At 65.2% G+C, this 17503-nt stretch carries 17 protein-coding genes and 1 pseudogene; 6 read left to right on the top strand and 12 right to left on the bottom strand.

The window, feature by feature from the left end; translation table 11 throughout:
• The first annotated feature begins 80 nt into the window (after positions 1–80).
• Positions 81–635, top strand: coding sequence for a hypothetical protein (locus DU490_RS09435; protein ID WP_114574053.1), 555 nt, complete (start codon positions 81–83; stop codon positions 633–635).
• Between the two features lie 65 nt (positions 636–700).
• Here the strand turns inward: DU490_RS09435 and DU490_RS09440 are convergent, their stop codons facing one another.
• Complete coding sequence (locus DU490_RS09440; protein ID WP_220270475.1) at positions 701–1468, bottom strand: MauE/DoxX family redox-associated membrane protein; 768 nt, start codon at positions 1466–1468, stop codon at positions 701–703.
• Positions 1469–1599: 131 nt separating this feature from the next.
• On the opposite strand from DU490_RS09440, the pseudogene DU490_RS17580 reads away from it, so the two are divergent.
• The 3 genes and pseudogenes from DU490_RS17580 to DU490_RS09455 form a co-directional block, all read left to right on the top strand.
• Positions 1600–1677: pseudogene (locus tag DU490_RS17580) on the top strand (carbohydrate ABC transporter permease); the annotation flags it as partial.
• Positions 1678–1787: 110 nt separating this feature from the next.
• Positions 1788–3371 carry a bifunctional GNAT family N-acetyltransferase/carbon-nitrogen hydrolase family protein gene (locus DU490_RS09450; RefSeq protein ID WP_114574054.1) on the top strand — a complete coding sequence of 528 codons (1584 nt, stop codon included), beginning with the start codon at positions 1788–1790 and terminating at the stop codon, positions 3369–3371.
• 4 nt (positions 3372–3375) lie between these two features.
• On the top strand, positions 3376–4200 hold the full coding sequence (locus tag DU490_RS09455) for a zinc-dependent peptidase (RefSeq protein WP_114574055.1): 825 nt from the start codon (positions 3376–3378) through the stop codon (positions 4198–4200).
• A gap of 80 nt (positions 4201–4280) precedes the next feature.
• Here DU490_RS09455 and DU490_RS09460 read toward each other — a convergent pair whose 3' ends face one another.
• The 11 genes from DU490_RS09460 to ltnD all read right to left on the bottom strand — a co-directional run bounded on the left by DU490_RS09460 (position 4281) and on the right by ltnD (position 15519).
• Entirely contained in the window at positions 4281–5048 is a 768-nt protein-coding gene (locus tag DU490_RS09460) for a 2-keto-4-pentenoate hydratase (RefSeq protein ID WP_114574056.1), read from the bottom strand.
• Between the two features lie 79 nt (positions 5049–5127).
• Positions 5128–6015, bottom strand: coding sequence for an NAD(P)-dependent oxidoreductase (locus tag DU490_RS09465; RefSeq protein WP_114574057.1), 888 nt, complete (start codon positions 6013–6015; stop codon positions 5128–5130).
• 66 nt (positions 6016–6081) lie between these two features.
• Positions 6082–7542: an aldehyde dehydrogenase family protein gene (locus DU490_RS09470; RefSeq protein WP_114574058.1), complete on the bottom strand. Its 1461-nt coding sequence runs from the start codon at positions 7540–7542 to the stop codon at positions 6082–6084.
• 27 nt (positions 7543–7569) lie between these two features.
• Positions 7570–8844, bottom strand: coding sequence for a TRAP transporter large permease (locus DU490_RS09475; protein WP_114574059.1), 1275 nt, complete (start codon positions 8842–8844; stop codon positions 7570–7572).
• On the bottom strand, positions 8841–9443 hold the full coding sequence (locus DU490_RS09480) for a TRAP transporter small permease (RefSeq protein WP_114574060.1): 603 nt from the start codon (positions 9441–9443) through the stop codon (positions 8841–8843). Before DU490_RS09480 ends, DU490_RS09475 begins: the two co-directional genes overlap by 4 nt.
• Positions 9444–9504: 61 nt before the next feature.
• Positions 9505–10512, bottom strand: coding sequence for a TRAP transporter substrate-binding protein (locus tag DU490_RS09485; RefSeq protein ID WP_114574061.1), 1008 nt, complete (start codon positions 10510–10512; stop codon positions 9505–9507).
• Between the two features lie 70 nt (positions 10513–10582).
• A complete protein-coding gene (gene denD, locus DU490_RS09490) occupies positions 10583–11545 on the bottom strand; it encodes a D-erythronate dehydrogenase (RefSeq protein ID WP_114574062.1) in 963 nt (320 codons plus the stop codon).
• Positions 11546–11776: 231 nt separating this feature from the next.
• Positions 11777–12577 (bottom strand): 2-oxo-tetronate isomerase, encoded by an 801-nt coding sequence (gene otnI, locus DU490_RS09495; protein WP_114574063.1) that lies wholly within the window; start codon positions 12575–12577, stop codon positions 11777–11779.
• Between the two features lie 49 nt (positions 12578–12626).
• Positions 12627–13274 carry a 3-oxo-tetronate 4-phosphate decarboxylase gene (gene otnC / locus DU490_RS09500; protein ID WP_114476985.1) on the bottom strand — a complete coding sequence of 216 codons (648 nt, stop codon included), beginning with the start codon at positions 13272–13274 and terminating at the stop codon, positions 12627–12629.
• Positions 13271–14581, bottom strand: a complete 1311-nt coding sequence (gene otnK / locus DU490_RS09505; RefSeq protein ID WP_114574064.1) for a 3-oxo-tetronate kinase — start codon at positions 14579–14581, stop codon at positions 13271–13273. Before otnK ends, otnC begins: the two co-directional genes overlap by 4 nt.
• 2 nt (positions 14582–14583) lie before the next feature.
• On the bottom strand, positions 14584–15519 hold the full coding sequence (gene ltnD, locus DU490_RS09510) for an L-threonate dehydrogenase (RefSeq protein ID WP_258801560.1): 936 nt from the start codon (positions 15517–15519) through the stop codon (positions 14584–14586).
• 184 nt (positions 15520–15703) lie between these two features.
• On the opposite strand from ltnD, the gene DU490_RS09515 reads away from it, so the two are divergent.
• Together DU490_RS09515 and DU490_RS09520 are read left to right on the top strand one after the other, a co-directional pair.
• Positions 15704–16735 carry a LacI family DNA-binding transcriptional regulator gene (locus DU490_RS09515; protein ID WP_114574065.1) on the top strand — a complete coding sequence of 344 codons (1032 nt, stop codon included), beginning with the start codon at positions 15704–15706 and terminating at the stop codon, positions 16733–16735.
• Positions 16736–16816: 81 nt separating this feature from the next.
• Positions 16817–17500, top strand: coding sequence for a TVP38/TMEM64 family protein (locus tag DU490_RS09520; RefSeq protein WP_114574066.1), 684 nt, complete (start codon positions 16817–16819; stop codon positions 17498–17500).
• The last annotated feature ends 3 nt before the right edge of the window (positions 17501–17503 follow it).

Below are 17503 nucleotides of genomic sequence, written 5' to 3' on the forward strand. Positions count from 1 at the left end.
CGTGCCGGTGCCCAGCCTGGAATCACTGCGTGAACGCGATATTTTGAACGCTCAATACTTTGAAATCGACGATGTGATAGATGGCCATACGCTGCCTTCGCTGGCCGGGGCCTACGCCGAGCGGTGTGCTGGGTGTTCCCTCTGCCTCGTTGACCCGAGCGGCCGACTGGGGGGATATCGTCGCCACCGCCGAAGAGGCAGAGCAGGCACTGGGGGATCTGGAAGCACAGTGGGGCTGGCTGAAGGAGGTCGACCGTGAAGCTCGGGCTCTCAACGGCCAACACCATGCGGGTGCCAACGAAATTGCCCGACATGCCCAGCGGCACCTGGCGACCGAGGGTAAGTGGGCGGAGCTGTGGATGGCCCGCGTCAGCGGAGAGTCGGCGCGTCACGCGATGGAAGCGACGTTCGAGCACAGCCCCGGCGTGGCGTATCTGTTCCGCTATGGCATTCATGATCGTCATGATGATGATCAGGCGCTGAGTTTCCAGGCCGGGGGCGCGAACGCCAGCGTGGGTAGCCGGCATTACCGCTTTTTCGCCTGGCGTGGCGTGGACATGCCAAGCGAGGAGTCGCCGACGGAACGCTCCACCCAGTACCCCAGGGAGAGCATGGAACGCTGGGCTATGCGTTGAAGTACTGATTGAAAACGGCCCGCCTTTCGGCGCTCCCCTTGGTACCTATACACAGCAGAGTTTCACTAAAGAACATACATCCGCAACGGCATCCAGATACCCATGCCGACCATGATCAGGTTTTCGGTCAACGACACGAAGCCCAGCGGCACGTTGCTGTCGCCGCCCACGCAGGCACACTTGAGCTCTCGCTTGTCGACATAGACCGCCTTGAACACCGAGACGGCGCCCACCGTACCGACGAACAGCGCCAATGGGGCAGCGAACCATACCAAGGCACCCGCCAGCATCAGGATGCCCGCCAGCGTCTCGGCATAAGGATAGACATAGCCATAGCGCACATGGCGCTGGGCCAGCAGGTCGTAGTTGAGAAACATCGTGCTGAAGCTCTCCACATCCTTGAGCTTCTGTAGCCCCAGCAGGGCCATGGCGATGGCCACGAAATATTCCGGCATCCTGGGGCTAAGCAGGGAGCCTGTCGCGGTCCAACTGACGGCAAGCCCCATCAGCAGGGCCGTGATAAAAAGCGCGATCACCGGTTGATAGGTGCTCTCGTCCTCGCCTGGTGAATCCAGGCCGAAGTACTCGCGCAGCTCGTCGTAACCGCCGATGCGCTGGCCATCGATGAAGGCCTGGGGGGTCGTGCCAACGCCGTGCTCCTCCTTGAAGGCATCCGTTTCCTCCCGCGTGGTCAGGTGATGATCTTCGAGATCGTATCCCTTGCGCTCCAGCAGGTCCTTGCTTTTAAGCCCGAATGGGCACAGGTGCTCTTCCATGACCATGCGGTAAAGCCGAGCGGTCTTGCCACTCTCGTCCGTGCGTCCCTGACTCATGGCTCTCCTCCTTCGCTGATGGACTCACGCCGAGTGTAGTCGCTCGACGCGCTCAGCGAATGCCCGCCCGCAGGAACGACTGCACGAACTGGCGCTGGAACAGCAGGAAGGCGACCAGTAGCGGGGCAAGTGGGCTCGGCATCTTCTCGGCGCCCGAAACCGGCGTCAACTGGGCCACCGTCAGCGCCGCTATCTTGCTCAGCATCGCCATCGTGGCTGACCATCGGGCTTGCCTTCGAGCCCGCTGCCGGCGCCGGCCGCGGCTGACGCCAGGACCATGCTAGACTTCGTCTTTCACCCTGACAGGATCCGACGCGCCATGTCCCTAGACGACTTGCATCTGAACCTGCGCAACCTGACGCAGAACGACTATCCACAGCTCAAGACACTGATGGACCGGGTCTATGACGACATCGGCGGCGCCTGGCCTAAGGCCACCATCAACAAGTTGATCAAGGAGTTTCCCGACGGTCAGATCGTCATCGAGGATGACGAGACCATCGTCGGCGTGGCCCTGACCGCCTTGGTGGATTACGACACCTTCTCCAATCCGCACAAGTACGATGACCTGATCGGCAAGCGCGAAACCATCCTCAACGAGCCGGAAGGCGACGCCATGTACGGGCTCGACGTGCTGATCCATCCCGACTATCGCGGCTATCGCCTGGGACGCCGCCTCTACGAGGCGCGCAAGGAGCTGTGTCGCTCGCTCAACCTACGCGCGATTCTCGCCGGCGGGCGCATCCCCCAGTATCAAGCCCACGCCAAGGAGCTTTCCCCGGCGGAGTACCTCGATAAGGTGGCGCGCAAGGAGATCCACGACTCGATCCTGTCGTTCCAACTGGCCAACGACTTCCTGGTCAAACGCTTGCTGCGCAAGTACCTGCCCGAGGACGAGAAATCCTTGGGCTACGCCACCTTGCTCGAGTGGAACAATATCCTTTTCGAGCCGGCAGACAGGGTGCTCGAGAGCCGCCCCACCCAAGTGCGGGTAGGCGCGGTGCAATGGCAGATGCGCGAGTTGTCCTCGGTAGAGGCGGTGCTGCAGCAGATCGAGTACTTCGTCGATGCCCTCTCCAGCTACCAGAGCGACTTCGCGGTCTTTCCCGAGCTCTTCACCGCCCCGCTGATGGGGCTGCAGGATCGCGCCGCCCAACTCGACCAGATGGTCGCAGTTCGCTTCCTGGCCGGTTTCACCGAGCGCTTCAAGACCGAGCTTTCGCGCATGGCGGTTTCCTACAACATCAATATCGTCGGCGGCTCGATGATCGAAGTCGGCGAGGACGACCGGCTCTACAACATCGCCTACCTTTTCCATCGGGACGGGGACGTTGAGCGCCAGGCCAAGCTGCACATCACTCCTCAGGAGCGGCGCGACTGGGTGATCGAGGGCGGCGACGAGCTGCGCGTTTTCGAGACCGATGCCGGCCGGGTGGGCATCCTGATCTGCTATGACGTGGAGTTCCCCGAGCTTGGCCGACTGCTGGCCGACCAGGATATGGACATCCTCTTCGTGCCCTTCTGGACCGATACCAAGAACGGTTACCTGCGGGTGCGACACTGCGCCCAGGCCCGGGCCATCGAGAACGAGTGCTACGTCGTTCTGTGTGGAAGCGTGGGCAACGTCCCTTCCATCAAGAACCTCGACATCCAGTACGCCCAGTCGTCGGTCTTCTCGCCCTCCGACTTCGCCTTTCCCCACGATGCGGTGCTCTCCGAGACCACCCCCAATACCGAGATGATCATGTTCTCGGACCTGGACCTGACCCGGCTCACCGTGGTGCGCGCCGAAGGTTCGGTAACCAACCTCAAGGATCGGCGCAAGGACCTGTTCGACCTGCGCTGGCGCGACTGGTCGTGGAAGTCCGGCAGCCTGACCCCGGGCAACCCCGAGGAGAACTGAGGCCATGTTCGGTCGCCTTCGCCGCTGGCGAGCCGAGCGCTTCGCCTCGCGCTATCCCTTCCCCGAAGCGGCGTGGGCCGAGGCCCGTTCACGCCTACCGCTGCTGGCGGCGCTGGGCGATGACGAGGCCGAACGCCTGGGCCGGCGCGCCTGGCACTTCCTGCACCTCAAGCGGCTGAGCCTGCACCCCGAGCTAGCCGGGCAGACACCGTTCGACCTGCCGGCGCAGCTGGCACTCGCCGCCCAGGCCTGCCTGCTGACCCTGGGCTGGCCTTTCGACGACCACGTCGACGCCTTCAGTGGGGTTCACGAACTGTTGATCCTGCCCGAGTCGTTCCGCCGCCATGTGGAAGAAATGGACGAGTTCGGCGTGATGCACGAGTACGTGGACGAGCGAGCCGGCGAGACCTCGTCCCAAGGGCCGGTGGTGCTCGCCTTTCCCGACCTGATGGAGAGCGGCGGACTCGACGGCTTCAACGTGGTGATCCATGAGCTCGCCCACAAGCTCGACCTGGGCAACTCGCTGGACGTCGACGGCTTCCCGCCGCTGCCCCGGGACATCGACTCGAAGGAGTGGCACCGCGTCTTTATTGGCGTATGGGACGACCTGCAGGCGCACCTCGAACGCGAGGAGCCCACGCCCATCGACGACTACGCCGCCAGCCACCCCGGGGAGTGCTTCGCTGTGTGCTGCGAGTACTTCTTTACCGCGCCCGATATCCTCCACGAGGCCTACCCGGCCCTGTACGATCTGCTGACACGCTACTTCCGTCAGCAGCCGCTGGCGCGTCATGGAACTGGCGCTAACGACGCCACGCGGCCAGATTAATCGGGCTCACGGGCTCCTGCCCGCTCAAGGTTTGACAGACATTGTCGACGGCCCGCTGGGCCATGGCGATTACCAACGATTCAACACAGATTGACCTTAACTTTTCCGACTCCCTCGAAATGTCCCGTGACCCTTACCGCCTTGTTTACCGACCTCTTGCCAGTACAGGAACCACAGGTGACGATGTCGCCGGAGTAAAGCGATTGCCCCTTCGCCGGCAGGTCATTGGCCAGCCAGACCAGCAGTGCCAAAGGGTCGTCGGCCGGATTACCGCCATTGACAGAGATCACCCGCTCTTCATCCAGGCTGAGCGAAACCGGCAAGCACGGTAGGTCCAGCGCCTTCCACTGCCTTACTCCCTCACCAACGATCAACCGGCCAAAGTTCTGCAGATCGGCGAGTTGGCTGAGCTTGTCGGCACCGTTTGGCCAATCACGAAACCGTGAATCGACAATCTCGATCACCGCATGCACGGATGCCACGGCATCGATCACCTCTTCACGGGTATAAGCGGTATCACGAGCGGGTAGATCTCGACCAAGCAGGAAAGCCAGCTCTACCTCGAGATTGCCATGGTTGAAGTCATCCAGACGACAACGCGAATTATCATCAAGAATGAATCGCGCAGGGAGTGCCGAGTAATGTGCAAGGCCATCCGGAGATGGCGCACCGACCTTCCAGCCGCCCCGCTCGCCAAGTCGTTCAACCAACCGTTGTTGAATACGGTAGGCCTGCCCCTGTTCGGCTGGTCGGCATGAATCCGGCAGGCCATCGAGGGCTACCCCACTGAGCCAGGCTTGTTCGAGCAGGCTGGACGCACGCTCGGTTACATCATCATTTTGTGTCATGGTTCATTTGGTCTCATGCTGTTCAGCCCCAGTTGCAAGCAAAGTCGCTCTGGCGGCATCGGCCTTGTACTTGAAGTTATCAGCCCTGTGACTGCCCCAGCAGGCCAACCAGTTCCGGCACAGGCAGGTCGCCATGGCCAGCATCGCTGATCGACTGGTAGAGCGCCAGCACCGCATCGGCCACGCCGCACTGGGCGTCGAGGTCTTCGGTCATGGTGCGGTAGTAGCCGATATCCTTGAGGCCGTTGGCCACGCTGAAGCGAAAACCGGAGGCGTCGCCATCGGCGATGTAGGGCCGCAGGCGCTCCAGGATCACTCCGCCACCGCCGCCCTTGCCCAGCACGTCGAGGAAGGCAGCGTCGTCGATACCGGCCCGCCGTGACGCCGCGGCGGCCTCGGCCAGCACCGCGGTGAAGCCCAGCGAGACGAAGTTGTGCAGCAGCTTGAGGGTATGGCCGGCGCCAACCTGGCCGGCATGGGCGATGTTCTCGGCAAAGCACTCGAGCAGCGGTTGCACCTCCTGGAACAGCGCCTCCGGTGCGCCGACGATGAGGTTCAACCGGCCCTCCTCCGCCTCCTTGGGGGTGCGGGTCATGGCGGCATCCATGAAGCGCCCGCCGGCCGCCTCCACCCGGGCGGCCACTCGCTCGGTGGAGCTGGGCAGCGCCGTGGAGCAGTCGACAACCACGCAGCCCGCCCGCAGCCCTTCCAGCACCCCGCCGGGCTCGAACAGCACCGCTTCCACCTGGGGCGAGCCGGTCACGCAGAGAATGACCACATCAGCGGCCTCGGCCACCTCGCGGCCGCTAGCCTTCGCGGTGGCCCCGGCGGCGCGCAGGTCGTCCACGGGCTGGTTGCCGGGGTGGTCGAGAAAGCAGAGCGTATGCCCTCTTTTCAGGATGTTCGCGGCGATACCGTGGCCCATCAGGCCCACGCCCACCAGGCCGACTCGAAATAGCTGACTCATCCTATTGCTCCTCTGGTTCATCTCACCGTGAATCGCGGACCGGCGGCTCGCTCAGCCGTGCTTGATTCAGCCGTGCTTGATAGCCACGGTCTTGAGCCGGGTGTAGCTCTTCAGGCCTTCGAATCCCTTCTCCCGGCCATGCCCGGAGCGACCGACACCGCCGAAGGGCAGCTCGATGCCACCCCCCGCGCCGTAGTTGTTGATGAATACCTGGCCGCTGCGGATCCCCCTGGCCAGGCGCAGCTGTCGTCCGCCGTCGCCTGTCCAGATGCCGGCACAGAGGCCGAAGTCGGTGGCATTGGCCAGCCGTAGCGCCTCGGCCTCGTCGGCAAAGGTCTGCACCGCCAGCACCGGGCCGAACAGCTCCTCCCGGAGTACCTCATGGCCGTGGGGAATCTCCGCGAGGATTTGCGGTACCACGAAATGGCCGCCATCCGGGGCGCCAGCGGCCAGCTGCCCCTTCGCCGCCACGCGGATACCGTCCTCGGCCGCCGCCGCCAGCCGTGCCTCCAGCTTCGCCTTCTGGCGGGCGTTGATCAACGGGCCGCAGTCGGCATCCGCCTCGCCGGCGTCGCAGCGCAGCGCCGAGAAGCGTTCGACCAGCGCGCCCAGCACGGCCTCGGCGCAGCTCGCCTCCACCAGCAGGCGACTGCCCGCCGAGCAGGTCTGGCCGGCGTTCTGGACGATGCCGCGCACCACCGCCTCCAGCGCGGCCTCCATGTCGGCATCGGCGAAGACGACCTGCGGCGACTTGCCGCCCAACTCCATGGTCACCGGCACATGATGAACGGCGGCGGCCTGGGCCACCTGGGTTCCCGTTTCCGGCGAGCCGGTAAAGGAAAGGTGGTCGATGCCGGGGTGAGCCGCCAGGGCGGCACCCGCCTCCCGGCCAAGCCCGGGCACCACATTGAGCACCCCGGGCGGCAGTCCGTTCTCGTAGGCCAGCTGAGCCAGGCGCAGGCCGCTGAGGCAGGCATCCTCGGCCGGCTTGAGCACCACGGTATTGCCGGCCGCCAGTGCCGCCGCCACGCAGCGCCCGAAGATCTGGGCGGGATAGTTCCAGGGAATGATCTGCGCGCAGACCCCATAGGGTTCGCGCAGGGTCATCACCGCAAAGTCGTTCTCGAAGGGAATGGTCTCGCCGTGCAGCTTGTCGGCTGCCCCGCCATAGAAGCGGAAGTAGCGGGCGCAGGCCGTGATATCGCCCCGGGCCTGGGTCATCGGCTTGCCGGTATCGGCGCACTCGAGTGCCGCCAGATTGGCGTGATCGGCCTCGATCACCGCGGCGAAGGCGAGCAGCCATTCACTGCGTCGTCGGGCCGTCCAGGAGGCCCAATCGCCCAGCTCGCCGACAAAGGCGCCGCGGGCGGCGACGACCGCTGTCTCGACCTCCCACGACTGACTGCGGGCAATCTCTGCGATCACCTCGCCGCTGGAGGGGGCCTGTACGTCCAGCCGCTCTCTCGTGGCGACCCATTCACCGGCAATAAGCGCATCGCTGGGGGGCATGACAGGTAAGAATGACATCACGATTTCCTTGTTGTTGTTCGCTATTCAATAGACCAGCCGTACCAGTCCCATGGAGATCCAGGGCATGTAGGTGATCGCCACCAGGCAGGCGAGCACCACCAGCACGAAGCGCACCAGCCAGGGCAGCATCTCGTCGATGGTGATCCTGGCCACCGCGCAGGCGGCAAACAGGTTCACCCCCAGCGGCGGCGTGATCATCCCCAGGGCCAGGTTCACCACCATGATCAAGCCGAAGTGCACGGGATGAACCCCGAACTGGATGGCAATGGGCGTCAGGATGGGCGCCAGCACCAGGATGGCCGCCGAGGTCTCGATGAACATGCCCACCAGCAGCAGCAGTACATTGACTGCCAGCAGAAACGCCATGGGGCTGTCGAACACCTCGGTCACCCAGCCGGCGATCTGGGACGGCAGGCCGGTGCGGCTGAGCAGGAAGCTGAACAGCGAGGCCGCCGCAATGATCAGCATCACCGCCGCGGTGGAGATGACGCTCTGCCGCAGGATCGGCCACAGGTCGTCCAGCTTCAGCTCGCGGTAGTAGAAACCACCGACGATCAGCGCATAGAACACCGCCACCGCCGACGCCTCGGTGGGGGTGAACACCCCGCCGTAGATGCCGCCGATCACCACCACCGGCATCAGCAGTGCCGCCCAGGCACGCTTGAACGAGATCATGAAACTGGTGCTGTCCTTGTGGTCATCGAGGCCGTAGCCCCGCACCTTGCAGAACAGGTAGAGGAACAGGATCAAGGCGCAGCCGATCAGGATGCCGGGGCCGATGCCGGCGAGGAACAGCTGGCCGATGGAGGTGTCGGTGCTGACGCCGAACAGGATCAGGGGAATCGATGGCGGTATCAGCACGCCAAGCTCCGCGGAGGAGGCCTGGATCGAGGCCGCCAGGGGCTTGGGGTAGCCATGCCTGACCATCGCCGGTATCAGGATCGCGCCGATGGCGAAGGTGGTGGCGACGCTGGAACCCGACACCGCGGCAAACATCATGCAGGTCAGCACGCAGGTCATGGCCAGGCCACCCTGGATGCCGCCGACGATGGACTTGGCCAGGTCCACCAGGCGCCGGGAGATGCCGCCCGCCGCCATCAGGTTACCCGCCAGGATGAAGAACGGGATCGCCATCAGCGGGAACTTGTCGATGCCGATGAACATCTGCTGGGGTACCAGCAGCAGCGGCAGCCGGGAGAAGAACTCGATGCCGATGATCGAGGCCAGGACGATGGAGACCGCGATCGGCACGCCGAAGGCGAAGAGAATGATCAGCGACAGCCCGATGACCAGATTCATGGCTGGGGTCCTTCCGGGCGGGAGCCATCTGGCGTCATCTCGGAGCCGACGACCTTCCGGGCCTTTTGCACACCGGGGGACTCCAGCTCGGGGCTGGCTTCGCGCCCCTCGGGGCCGATCATCTCGCGACCGGTGATCTGGGCGAGGATGCGTGCCACCACCGCGACGATGGCGAAGCCGGCACCGGTGGGAATGGCCGCATAGGCCCAGGACATGGAAATGTTCATGCCCGACATCGTCTGGTTGCTGACGCGCATCGTCATCTGGATGCCGAAATGGATCAGCACCGCCAGCACCAGCAGGCAGCAGCAGACGATAGCGATTTCCAGCAGCAGCATCAGCCGCTGCGGCACGATCTTGTAGATGGCTTCGACGGCCATCATGTAGCCACCCCGGAAGGTGGCGGCCGCCGCCATGAATACGCACCAGATCATGGCCGTCCTGGAGGCGACTTCCGACCAGGTGGAGGGGGCGTTGAACAGGAACCGGGTCAGCACCTGATAGAACCCCAGGGTCACCGACACGACCAGCATGGCCACCGCGACCAGCATGGCCAGGCGCGTCAACTGGCGCTCAAGGCGAAGAAACAGCGAGACCATTGGAAAATCACCATGACCAGAGGGCTCCCGGCGTCATGCCGGAAGCCCGGGGTGGGAAAGGTCAGCAGTTGCCGGCTTCGGCCTGGATGCGCTCCAGCATCTCGCTGCCGTGCTGGGACGTGAAGATCTCGTAGGCGGGCTGGACCGCTTCCTGGAAAGGGCCGATATCGATGTCGGTCTGCACCGTCATGCCGTTCTCCTCCAGCAGGGCGACACCCTCCTCCTCGAGGCGCGACACCTCGCCACGGGTGGCTTCGGCAGAAGCACGAGCCGCCTCGCGGAACCACTCCTGCTCCTCCTCGCTCAGGCCGTCGAACATGATCGGCGAGCCCAGCATGATCGCCGGCGAGTAGACATGGCCGGTCAGCGACAGGTGGTCCTGCACTTCCCAGAAGTTGGTCGCCACGATCACGGTGATGGGGTTCTCCTGGCCATCGACGGTGCCCTGCTGAAGCGCGGTGAACAGCTCCGGGAAGGCCATCGGAGTGGGCCGTGCGCCCAGCTGGCGAAAGGCTTCCTGATGGACCTCGTTCTCCATGGTGCGAACCCGCAGCCCCTCGGCGTCCGACGGTGAGAGCACCTCGCGCCGGCTGTTGGTCAGGTGACGAAAGCCGTTCTCGGTCCAGGCCAGGCCCACCAGGTCGTGCTCCCCTATCTTGCCGAGCAGCTCGTCGCCCAGCTCACCATCGAGCACGCAACGCGCCTGGTCGTAGTTCTCGAACAGGAAGGGCAGGTCCAGCACATAGGTTTCCGGCACGAAGTTACCCAACGGGCCGGTGGAGGTGATGACCAGGTCCACGGTGCCGATCTGAAGGCCCTCGATCATCTCCCGCTCGCCGCCCAGGGAGCCGGAGGTATGCTCGTTGACGGTAAAGGCCCCGTCGCTCAGCTCCTCCAGTCGCTCCTTGAAGGCCTGTGCCCCGACGGCATAGTGCGAGGTGGCAGAGAGCGTATGGCCGAGTGTGATTACCTGTGCCGCCTGTGCCTGGACGGCCATGCCGGCCAATGCTGCCGCGGTGACGGTTCCGATCGCGGTTGAGAGAGTGCGGCGTGCGAATAGCGTTTTCATTGTTTTGTTACCTCTTCTTCGTGGTACACCGTTGGGTTTACTGGTGCGCCCGTCTCGGACGGGCGCGCTGTCACGCCTCCGCTTTCAGGTAGGCATCGACGATTTCACGCAGGTCGCCGTCACCCCGGAAACCCAGTTCCCGGGCGCGACGCGTGGTGAAACGGGAGGGCCAGGCGGACACGATGGCCACAATGCGCGGGTCGGGCTCATGGCGCACCAGGGCGAGCGCCTCGTCGCCCGCCACCTGGCGCAGCGTCTCGAGCACCTCCGCCACGCTCACCGTGATGCCCGGAAGCATGAAGGCGCGGAATCGACCCAGGGCGTTGCCGGGCACCTCGGCACCATGTATCAGGGCCTCGACCACCTTCTGCGGTGACATCACGAACATCGACAGATCAGTGGGCACCGGGCAGACGGCCTCTTCGCCATTCAACGGCTCGCGCAGGATGCTGGAGGCGAAGCTCGACGCCGCCGCGTTGGGGCGCCCTGGTCGAATGATGATGGTCGGTAGGCGCAGCACCCGGCCGTCCACCAGGCCACGTCGACTGTAGTCGTTGATCAGCAGCTCGCTCATGGCCTTCTGGGCACCGTAGGAGTTCTGCGGCTGCAGCGCGGTCATGTCGTCGACCACTTCGGGCAGTTCGCCACCGTAGGCGGCCACCGAACTGGCCATGACCAGGCGTGTCCCGGCAAGGCCGTGGGCGTGGCATCCCTCCAGCAACACCCGGGTGGCATCGAAGTTGACCCGCATGCCAAGCGCCAGATCCGCCTCGGCGGCGGCGCTGACGACGGCCGCCAGGTGATAGATCACATCCGGCTTGGTGGCCAGCACCGGGTCTAGCCCGCCCGGCTCAGTGATATCCAGCGCCAGGCGCGTTACCTCGACGCTGTCGGCGGCCGCCACCGGCGGCTCGGTAATGTCGATGAGCGTCAGGCGGCGAATGGCCTGATCAGCCAGCGTGCCACGGGACAGCAGCCGCGCCACGAGCCGCTGGCCGAGAAAGCCGGCGGCGCCGGTAATCGCTATATGCATATGAGCCTCGCATTCATTGTTAGGGAAACACTGCGCAAATGCCTACACGAGCGAATCGCTGCGTTGCGCGGTGCGCGGAATCCTCACATATACCCCATATGCTCCGGTTGACTCGAAACCTCCGGTTTCTCGCCCCTTCGGGGCCATCCTCCGGATGTTTGTCGCTTCGCTCGGTTCTGTGCTCCGTGCGCCTTGCGCTTCATCTCGCTCGGCGATTTGTTCAGCGCTTCCTTATTGATCGGGTTTCAGGCCGTGGGCCCGCCCCCACCCCAGCCCCTGGCGAGTGCCGGCGGCGGGGCGATACTCGCAGCCCACCCAGCCGTCGTAGCCGAGCGCCTCGAGACGCGACAGGATCGCCGGGTAATGGACTTCGCCCACGTCGGGCTCATGGCGCTGCGGCACACCGGCGATCTGAACATGGCCGATGGCCGGGAATTGCCGCTCCAGATGGCGAATCAGGTCGCCCTCCATGACCTGGCAGTGATAGAGATCGAACTGCAGGTGAAGGTTGTCGGCCCCCACCGCTTCGAGCACCGCCATGGCCTGGGCCTGGCGCGACAGGAAGTAGCCCGGTATGTCGCGGGTATTGATCGGCTCGATCAGCACCTGCCGCCCCGCCTTGGCGGCTTCCCCGGCGGCGAAGCGCAGGTTCGCCACATAGGTCGCCTGATGATGGGCCCGGGTAGCGGCATCGGCATCCACCGGCAGCAGGCCTGCCATGGCGTGTACCCGCGGGCAGTCCAGCACCTCGGCGTAGTGCAGCGCCTCGCTGACCGCATCGCGGAATTCCGCCTCCCGCCCCGGCAGGCTCGCCAGCCCGCGCTCCCCCGCCTCCCAATCCCCGGGGGGGAGGTTGAAGAGCACCTGCTCCACGCCGGCCTCGCGCAGTGCGCTCACCAGCACCTGGGGTTGGTGATCGTAGGGAAACAGGTACTCGACACCGCGAAAACCGGCTTGGGCGGCGGCCTCGAAGCGGTCGAGAAAGCCGTGTTCGGAAAACAGCATGCTGAGGTTGGCGGCCAGTCGGGTCATCGCTAGTGTCTCTGGTTCATGATTCTGGATTCGTCTCTCGGGATTCGTGTCAGTCGCGGGGAAAGCGCGCTTCGAGTTCGGCCACCTGCTCCGGCGTCAGGCAGCGCGGGTTCTCCCCGCGCAGCAGCAGGAACAGCCTGGCGGTCTCTTCCAGTTCCTCGGTGGCGTAAACCGCCGCCTCCAGCGTCTTGCCGGCCACCACAGGGCCATGGTTGGCCAGCAGCACCGCGCTGTGCTGGCCTGCCAGTCCGCGCACCGCGTCACCCAGCGCGGGGTCGCCGGGTAGGTGGTAGGGCACCAGGGGCAGCTTGCCCACCCGCATCACGTAGTAGGCGGTCAGCGGCGGGATGCAGTCGCAGGGGTCGATCTGCGGCAGGCAGGAGACCGCCACCGAATGGGTCGAGTGCAGGTGCACGATGGCACCGGAGCGGGGCCGCTCCTCATACATCGCCATGTGCAGGAAGCTCTCCTTGGTGGGCCGGTCGCCGCTCAGCAGCCGGCCTTGCCCGTCGAGCCTCGAGATACGGGCGGGATCGAGCCGCCCCAGGCAGGCATTGGTCGGCGTCATCAGCCAGCCGCCATCGTCCAACCGTACGCTGATATTGCCGCTGGACCCCATGGTCAGCCCTCGCGAGAAGAGCGATTCGCCGAGGGTCGCGATCTGCTCGCGCAGGCCGTTCTCGTCGTGCACGCTCATGGCGCGCCCTCCGTCGTCAGTACCTCGAAGGCGCGGGTGAAGAAATCGGTGTCGCCGAAGTTCCCGGACTTGAGCGCCAGTGACAGCGGCGCCTCGCGCCCGGCCAGGGTGGCCTGGGTCCAGGGGACACCCGGGGCGATCTGCTCGCCGATGCGCATGGCGCGCACTCCCAGGGCCGAGACCACCGCCCCCGCCGTTTCGCCACCTGCCACCACCAGCCGCCCTACCCCTTCGGCGACCAGGCTGCTGGCAAGTGTGCTCAGCGCCGCCTCGACCAGCTCGCCGGCACGCTCGACGCCCAGCGCCTGCTGCGCCCGCCGGACCCGCTCGGCATCGGCAGAGGCGTAGAGCAGCACCGGGCCACCGCCAGCCAGCGCCCGGCGGGCAAAGGCCAGCGCCTCGCCCAGGTGGGCGTCGCCCTCGGCCAGGGCCTGGGGGTCCAGGGCGAAACCGGGGTGTCGCGCCAGGAAGTGATCGACCTGGGCCAGCGTTGCCGTCGAACAGCTCCCCGACAGCACCAGGGCACTGCCCGAGGCGGGCGCCAGCTGCCCGGGGTCTGTCAGCTCATCGAGCCAGCCACGCTGCCGATACTGCGCCGGCAGCATCTGGCCCAGCCCGGAGCCGCCGGTAACCAGGGCAAAGTCCGCCACGGCAGCCGCCAGGGTGGCCAGGTCGCCTTCGTCCAGGGTGTCGCAGACCGCCCGGCTAACGCCCTGCTGCGCCAGCTCGTCGAGATGTCGGCGAGTCGCCTCGCTGCCCTGTGCGATCACCGAGCGCGGCACCAGGCCGACGGGCTGAGAAGTCTGCCGCGCCAATACCCGGACCAGGTCGGCATCGCGCATCGGGGTGAGCGGGTGGTGCTGCATGCCGCACTCGTTGAGCAGCCGGTCGCCGACGAACAGGTGACCCTGATAGACCGTTCGCCCGTTGGTCGGAAAGGCCGGCACCATCACCGTCTGGCGAGCGCCAAGACGCTCGGCCAGGGCATCGCTGACCGGGCCGATGTTGCCCTCATCGGTGGAGTCGAAGGTGGAGCAGTACTTGAAGAAGAGCTGACGCACCCCTTGGGCCTGCAGCCACGCCAGCGCCGCCAGCGAGTCGGCAACCGCCTTGTCGACCGGGCAGGAGCGGGACTTCAAGGCGATGACGACGGCATCGACACCCCGGGAGGTATCCACCAGCGCTTCGAGCGGAAGCTCGGGTACACCGTTCAGCTGCACGCAGCGCATGCCGCCGCGCACCAGGTTGTTGGCCAGGTCGGTGGCCCCGGTGAAGTCGTCGGCGATGGCGCCCAGCACGATAGCCACGGTCAGATCTCCTCCGCGTCGCCGGCCGCCCCGGGCAGGGTGATGCCCGACAGCCGCTGGTACACCTTGATCACCGCCGCATCGTCCTCTCGTCCGAAGCCGGCCCCCTTGGCGGCGGTGAACTGCTGCAGGGCGCTGGCCGCCACCGGTGTCGCCATGGCCAGCTCACGCCCCGTGTCATGAACGATGTTGAGATCCTTGACGAAGATGTCGACGGCCGACAGCGGGGTATAGTCGCCGGCCAGGATGTGCGGCACACGATTCTCGAACATCCAGGAATTGCCTGCCGAGTGGGTGATGACTTCATGAACGGTTTCGGGGTCGAGCCCCATGCGGATACCCAGGGCCACGGCCTCAGCCGCCGCGGCGATATGTACGCCGGCCAGCAGCTGGTTGACCAGTTTCATGCTCGAGCCGACCCCCGCTGCATCACCCAGGCGGTAGACGGTAGCCGCCACGGCCTCGAGTACCGGCTCGGCCTTGGCGAATGCCGCTGCGGACCCCGACGCCATCACCGAGAGCTGACCGGAACGGGCCTTGACCGCGCCACCGCTGATCGGTGCATCGAGCATCTCGAGCCCCTCGGCCGCCAGGCGCTCGCCCAGGCGGCGAGCCACGCTCGGCGCCACGGTGGCACACTGGATCACCAGGCCCCCCGGTGCCATGCGGCCCACCAGCCCCTGCTCACCGAACAGAACCTGCTCGACCTGGTCCGCATTGACCACGACCACCAGCACCACATCGCAGCGCTCAGCCAGTTCAGCGGGCGTCGCAACGCCAAGGCCACCGCTCGACTCGAAGCGCTGACGCGCCGGCTCGCTCACATCGCAGCCGATGACAGCGCTCCCCTTCTCCAGAAGGGTCAGCGCCACTCCCATGCCCATGGCCCCGAGCCCAATGACACCGACTCGTGATCCGCCTGCCGACTTGTCGTTCACCTGTCGTCTCCTGTCCGCTTGCCGTCAGTGCCATGCAGTGTCGTATGTGTGCTTCTTGCTTGCCGACTTTCTGTCTATTTGGCTGTCTATCAGCGGCATTGTGTTAGCGCTACCATGTTAGCGTTAACATAGTTTTAGATGATCACCAGTGCAGCAGCAAGCGAAGTGCCTAGGAGTGCGACCAATGTCGAACAAGAGAGAGTCAACACGCCGCCGCCGTGGTTCGGAACAGCCCACCCTGCAGCAGGTGGCGGATGCCGCCGGCGTCTCGGCCATTACGGTATCGCGAGCGCTGAACGCACCCGAACGGGTCAATGCCGCGACCAGGCTCAAGGTACTCGCCACCGTCGAACGCCTCGGCTATGTACCTAACCTGGTAGCCGGTAGCCTCGCCTCGTCGCGCTCGCGCTTTATCGCGGTGATCGTGCCGTCACTGGCCAACGCCGTCTTCATCGAGGTCATCCATGGGCTACAGGAGACCTTCGAGCGCGAGGGCTATCAGATCCTGCTCGGCAACACCGACTACGACATCGAGCGTGAATATCAACTGATTCGCACCTTCCTCGGCTGGTCCTGCTCGGCTCTGGTTACCGCCGGCCTGCGTCACAGCGAAGCCTGCCGAAGCCTGCTCGCGCACTGGGACAATCCGATCATGGAGGTCATGGAATTGGGTGACGCCCTCGACCTGAATGTGGGCCTTGACCATCATGAAGCCGGGCGCTGCATGGCGAGGCACCTGTTGGGTCGCCACTACCGGTCCGTCGTCTATGTAGGTGCCTGCCTGGATCGGGATTACCGGGCCAGGATGCGGTTCGAAGGGCATCGCGAGGTGTTGCATACCGCAGGGTTGGAGGCGCCGTTGATCGAGCTGGACCAGTTGGGCAGCCTCGACGCCGGCGCCGCCGGATTCGAGCGAGTGCTGGCGCAGTACCCCGACGCCGAGGCCATCCATTTTGCCAACGATGACCTGGCCACCGGTGCGCTGCTGAGGGCGCAGCGCCTGGGCATGACCATACCGCGTGACATCGCCATCGCCGGCTTCAACGGACTGCCCCTGGGCCAGCACGTCACTCCCCGGTTGACCACCATCCGCTCGCCACGGGAGAACATGGGAAGGCTGGCGGCAGAGGAGGTATTGAAACGACTCGACGCCAAGCGGGTGACGCGTCGACGGCACGACGTGGGCTTTGAACTGCTGATCGGTGACAGTACCTGAGGCACCGCCACCAGCCGAACCATTTGGCCTCCCGGCGCGAGCCACCTATGCTTTAGCCTTATCCTTGCACAGAGCGTACCGATGCCGCGTTCGGTCCTGCTTATCCTGGTTTCTCTTGCGGCTCTCGTCCTGCTAGGGCTGCTGTGGCAGTGGCTGACAGCTCGAGACCTGTTCGATGCCAACACTCTGTTCTCCCTGTTACAGGAGTCGCTGGCCTGGCGCGATCAGCCCTGGGCCGGAGCGGTGGTGGTTGCGGTCTTCCTGGCCGCCTCAGTGGTGCTTTTCCCGTTAAGCGTTCTGGTCGTACTGGCGGGCCTGATATTTGGTCCGGTGTGGGGGTTCGTCTATTCGTTCATCGGTACGCTCCTGGGTGCGATTGCCACTTTCTGGCTGGGGCGCTGGCTGGGGCGCGACGCCCTGCTGCGCTACGGCGGCAAGCGGCTGCTAGGGCTGTCGCGATACCTGGCCGGGCGCGGCGTGCGCACCATAACTCTGCTCAACCTCTTGCCCCTGGCACCGTACACGCTGACCAATCTGCTCGCCGGTGCCTTTCACATCCGTTTTCGCGACTACCTGCTGGGCACCTTGATCGGTGCCACGCCAGGGTTGGCCGCCATCATTCTACTCAGCAGTCAGCTCGGCTCGCTGCTGTCCGCTGAGGACCGTCAGGAGCTCGCTTGGGCGGGAGGCGGTATCGTCGCGGGCCTGGCCTTACTGTACGGTCTCAAGCGCTATGCCGACGCCCGCCAGCGGCGCCGAGGCTGATAC

This window comes from Halomonas sp. DQ26W (assembly GCF_003339685.1).
GTDB lineage: Bacteria > Pseudomonadota > Gammaproteobacteria > Pseudomonadales > Halomonadaceae > Halomonas.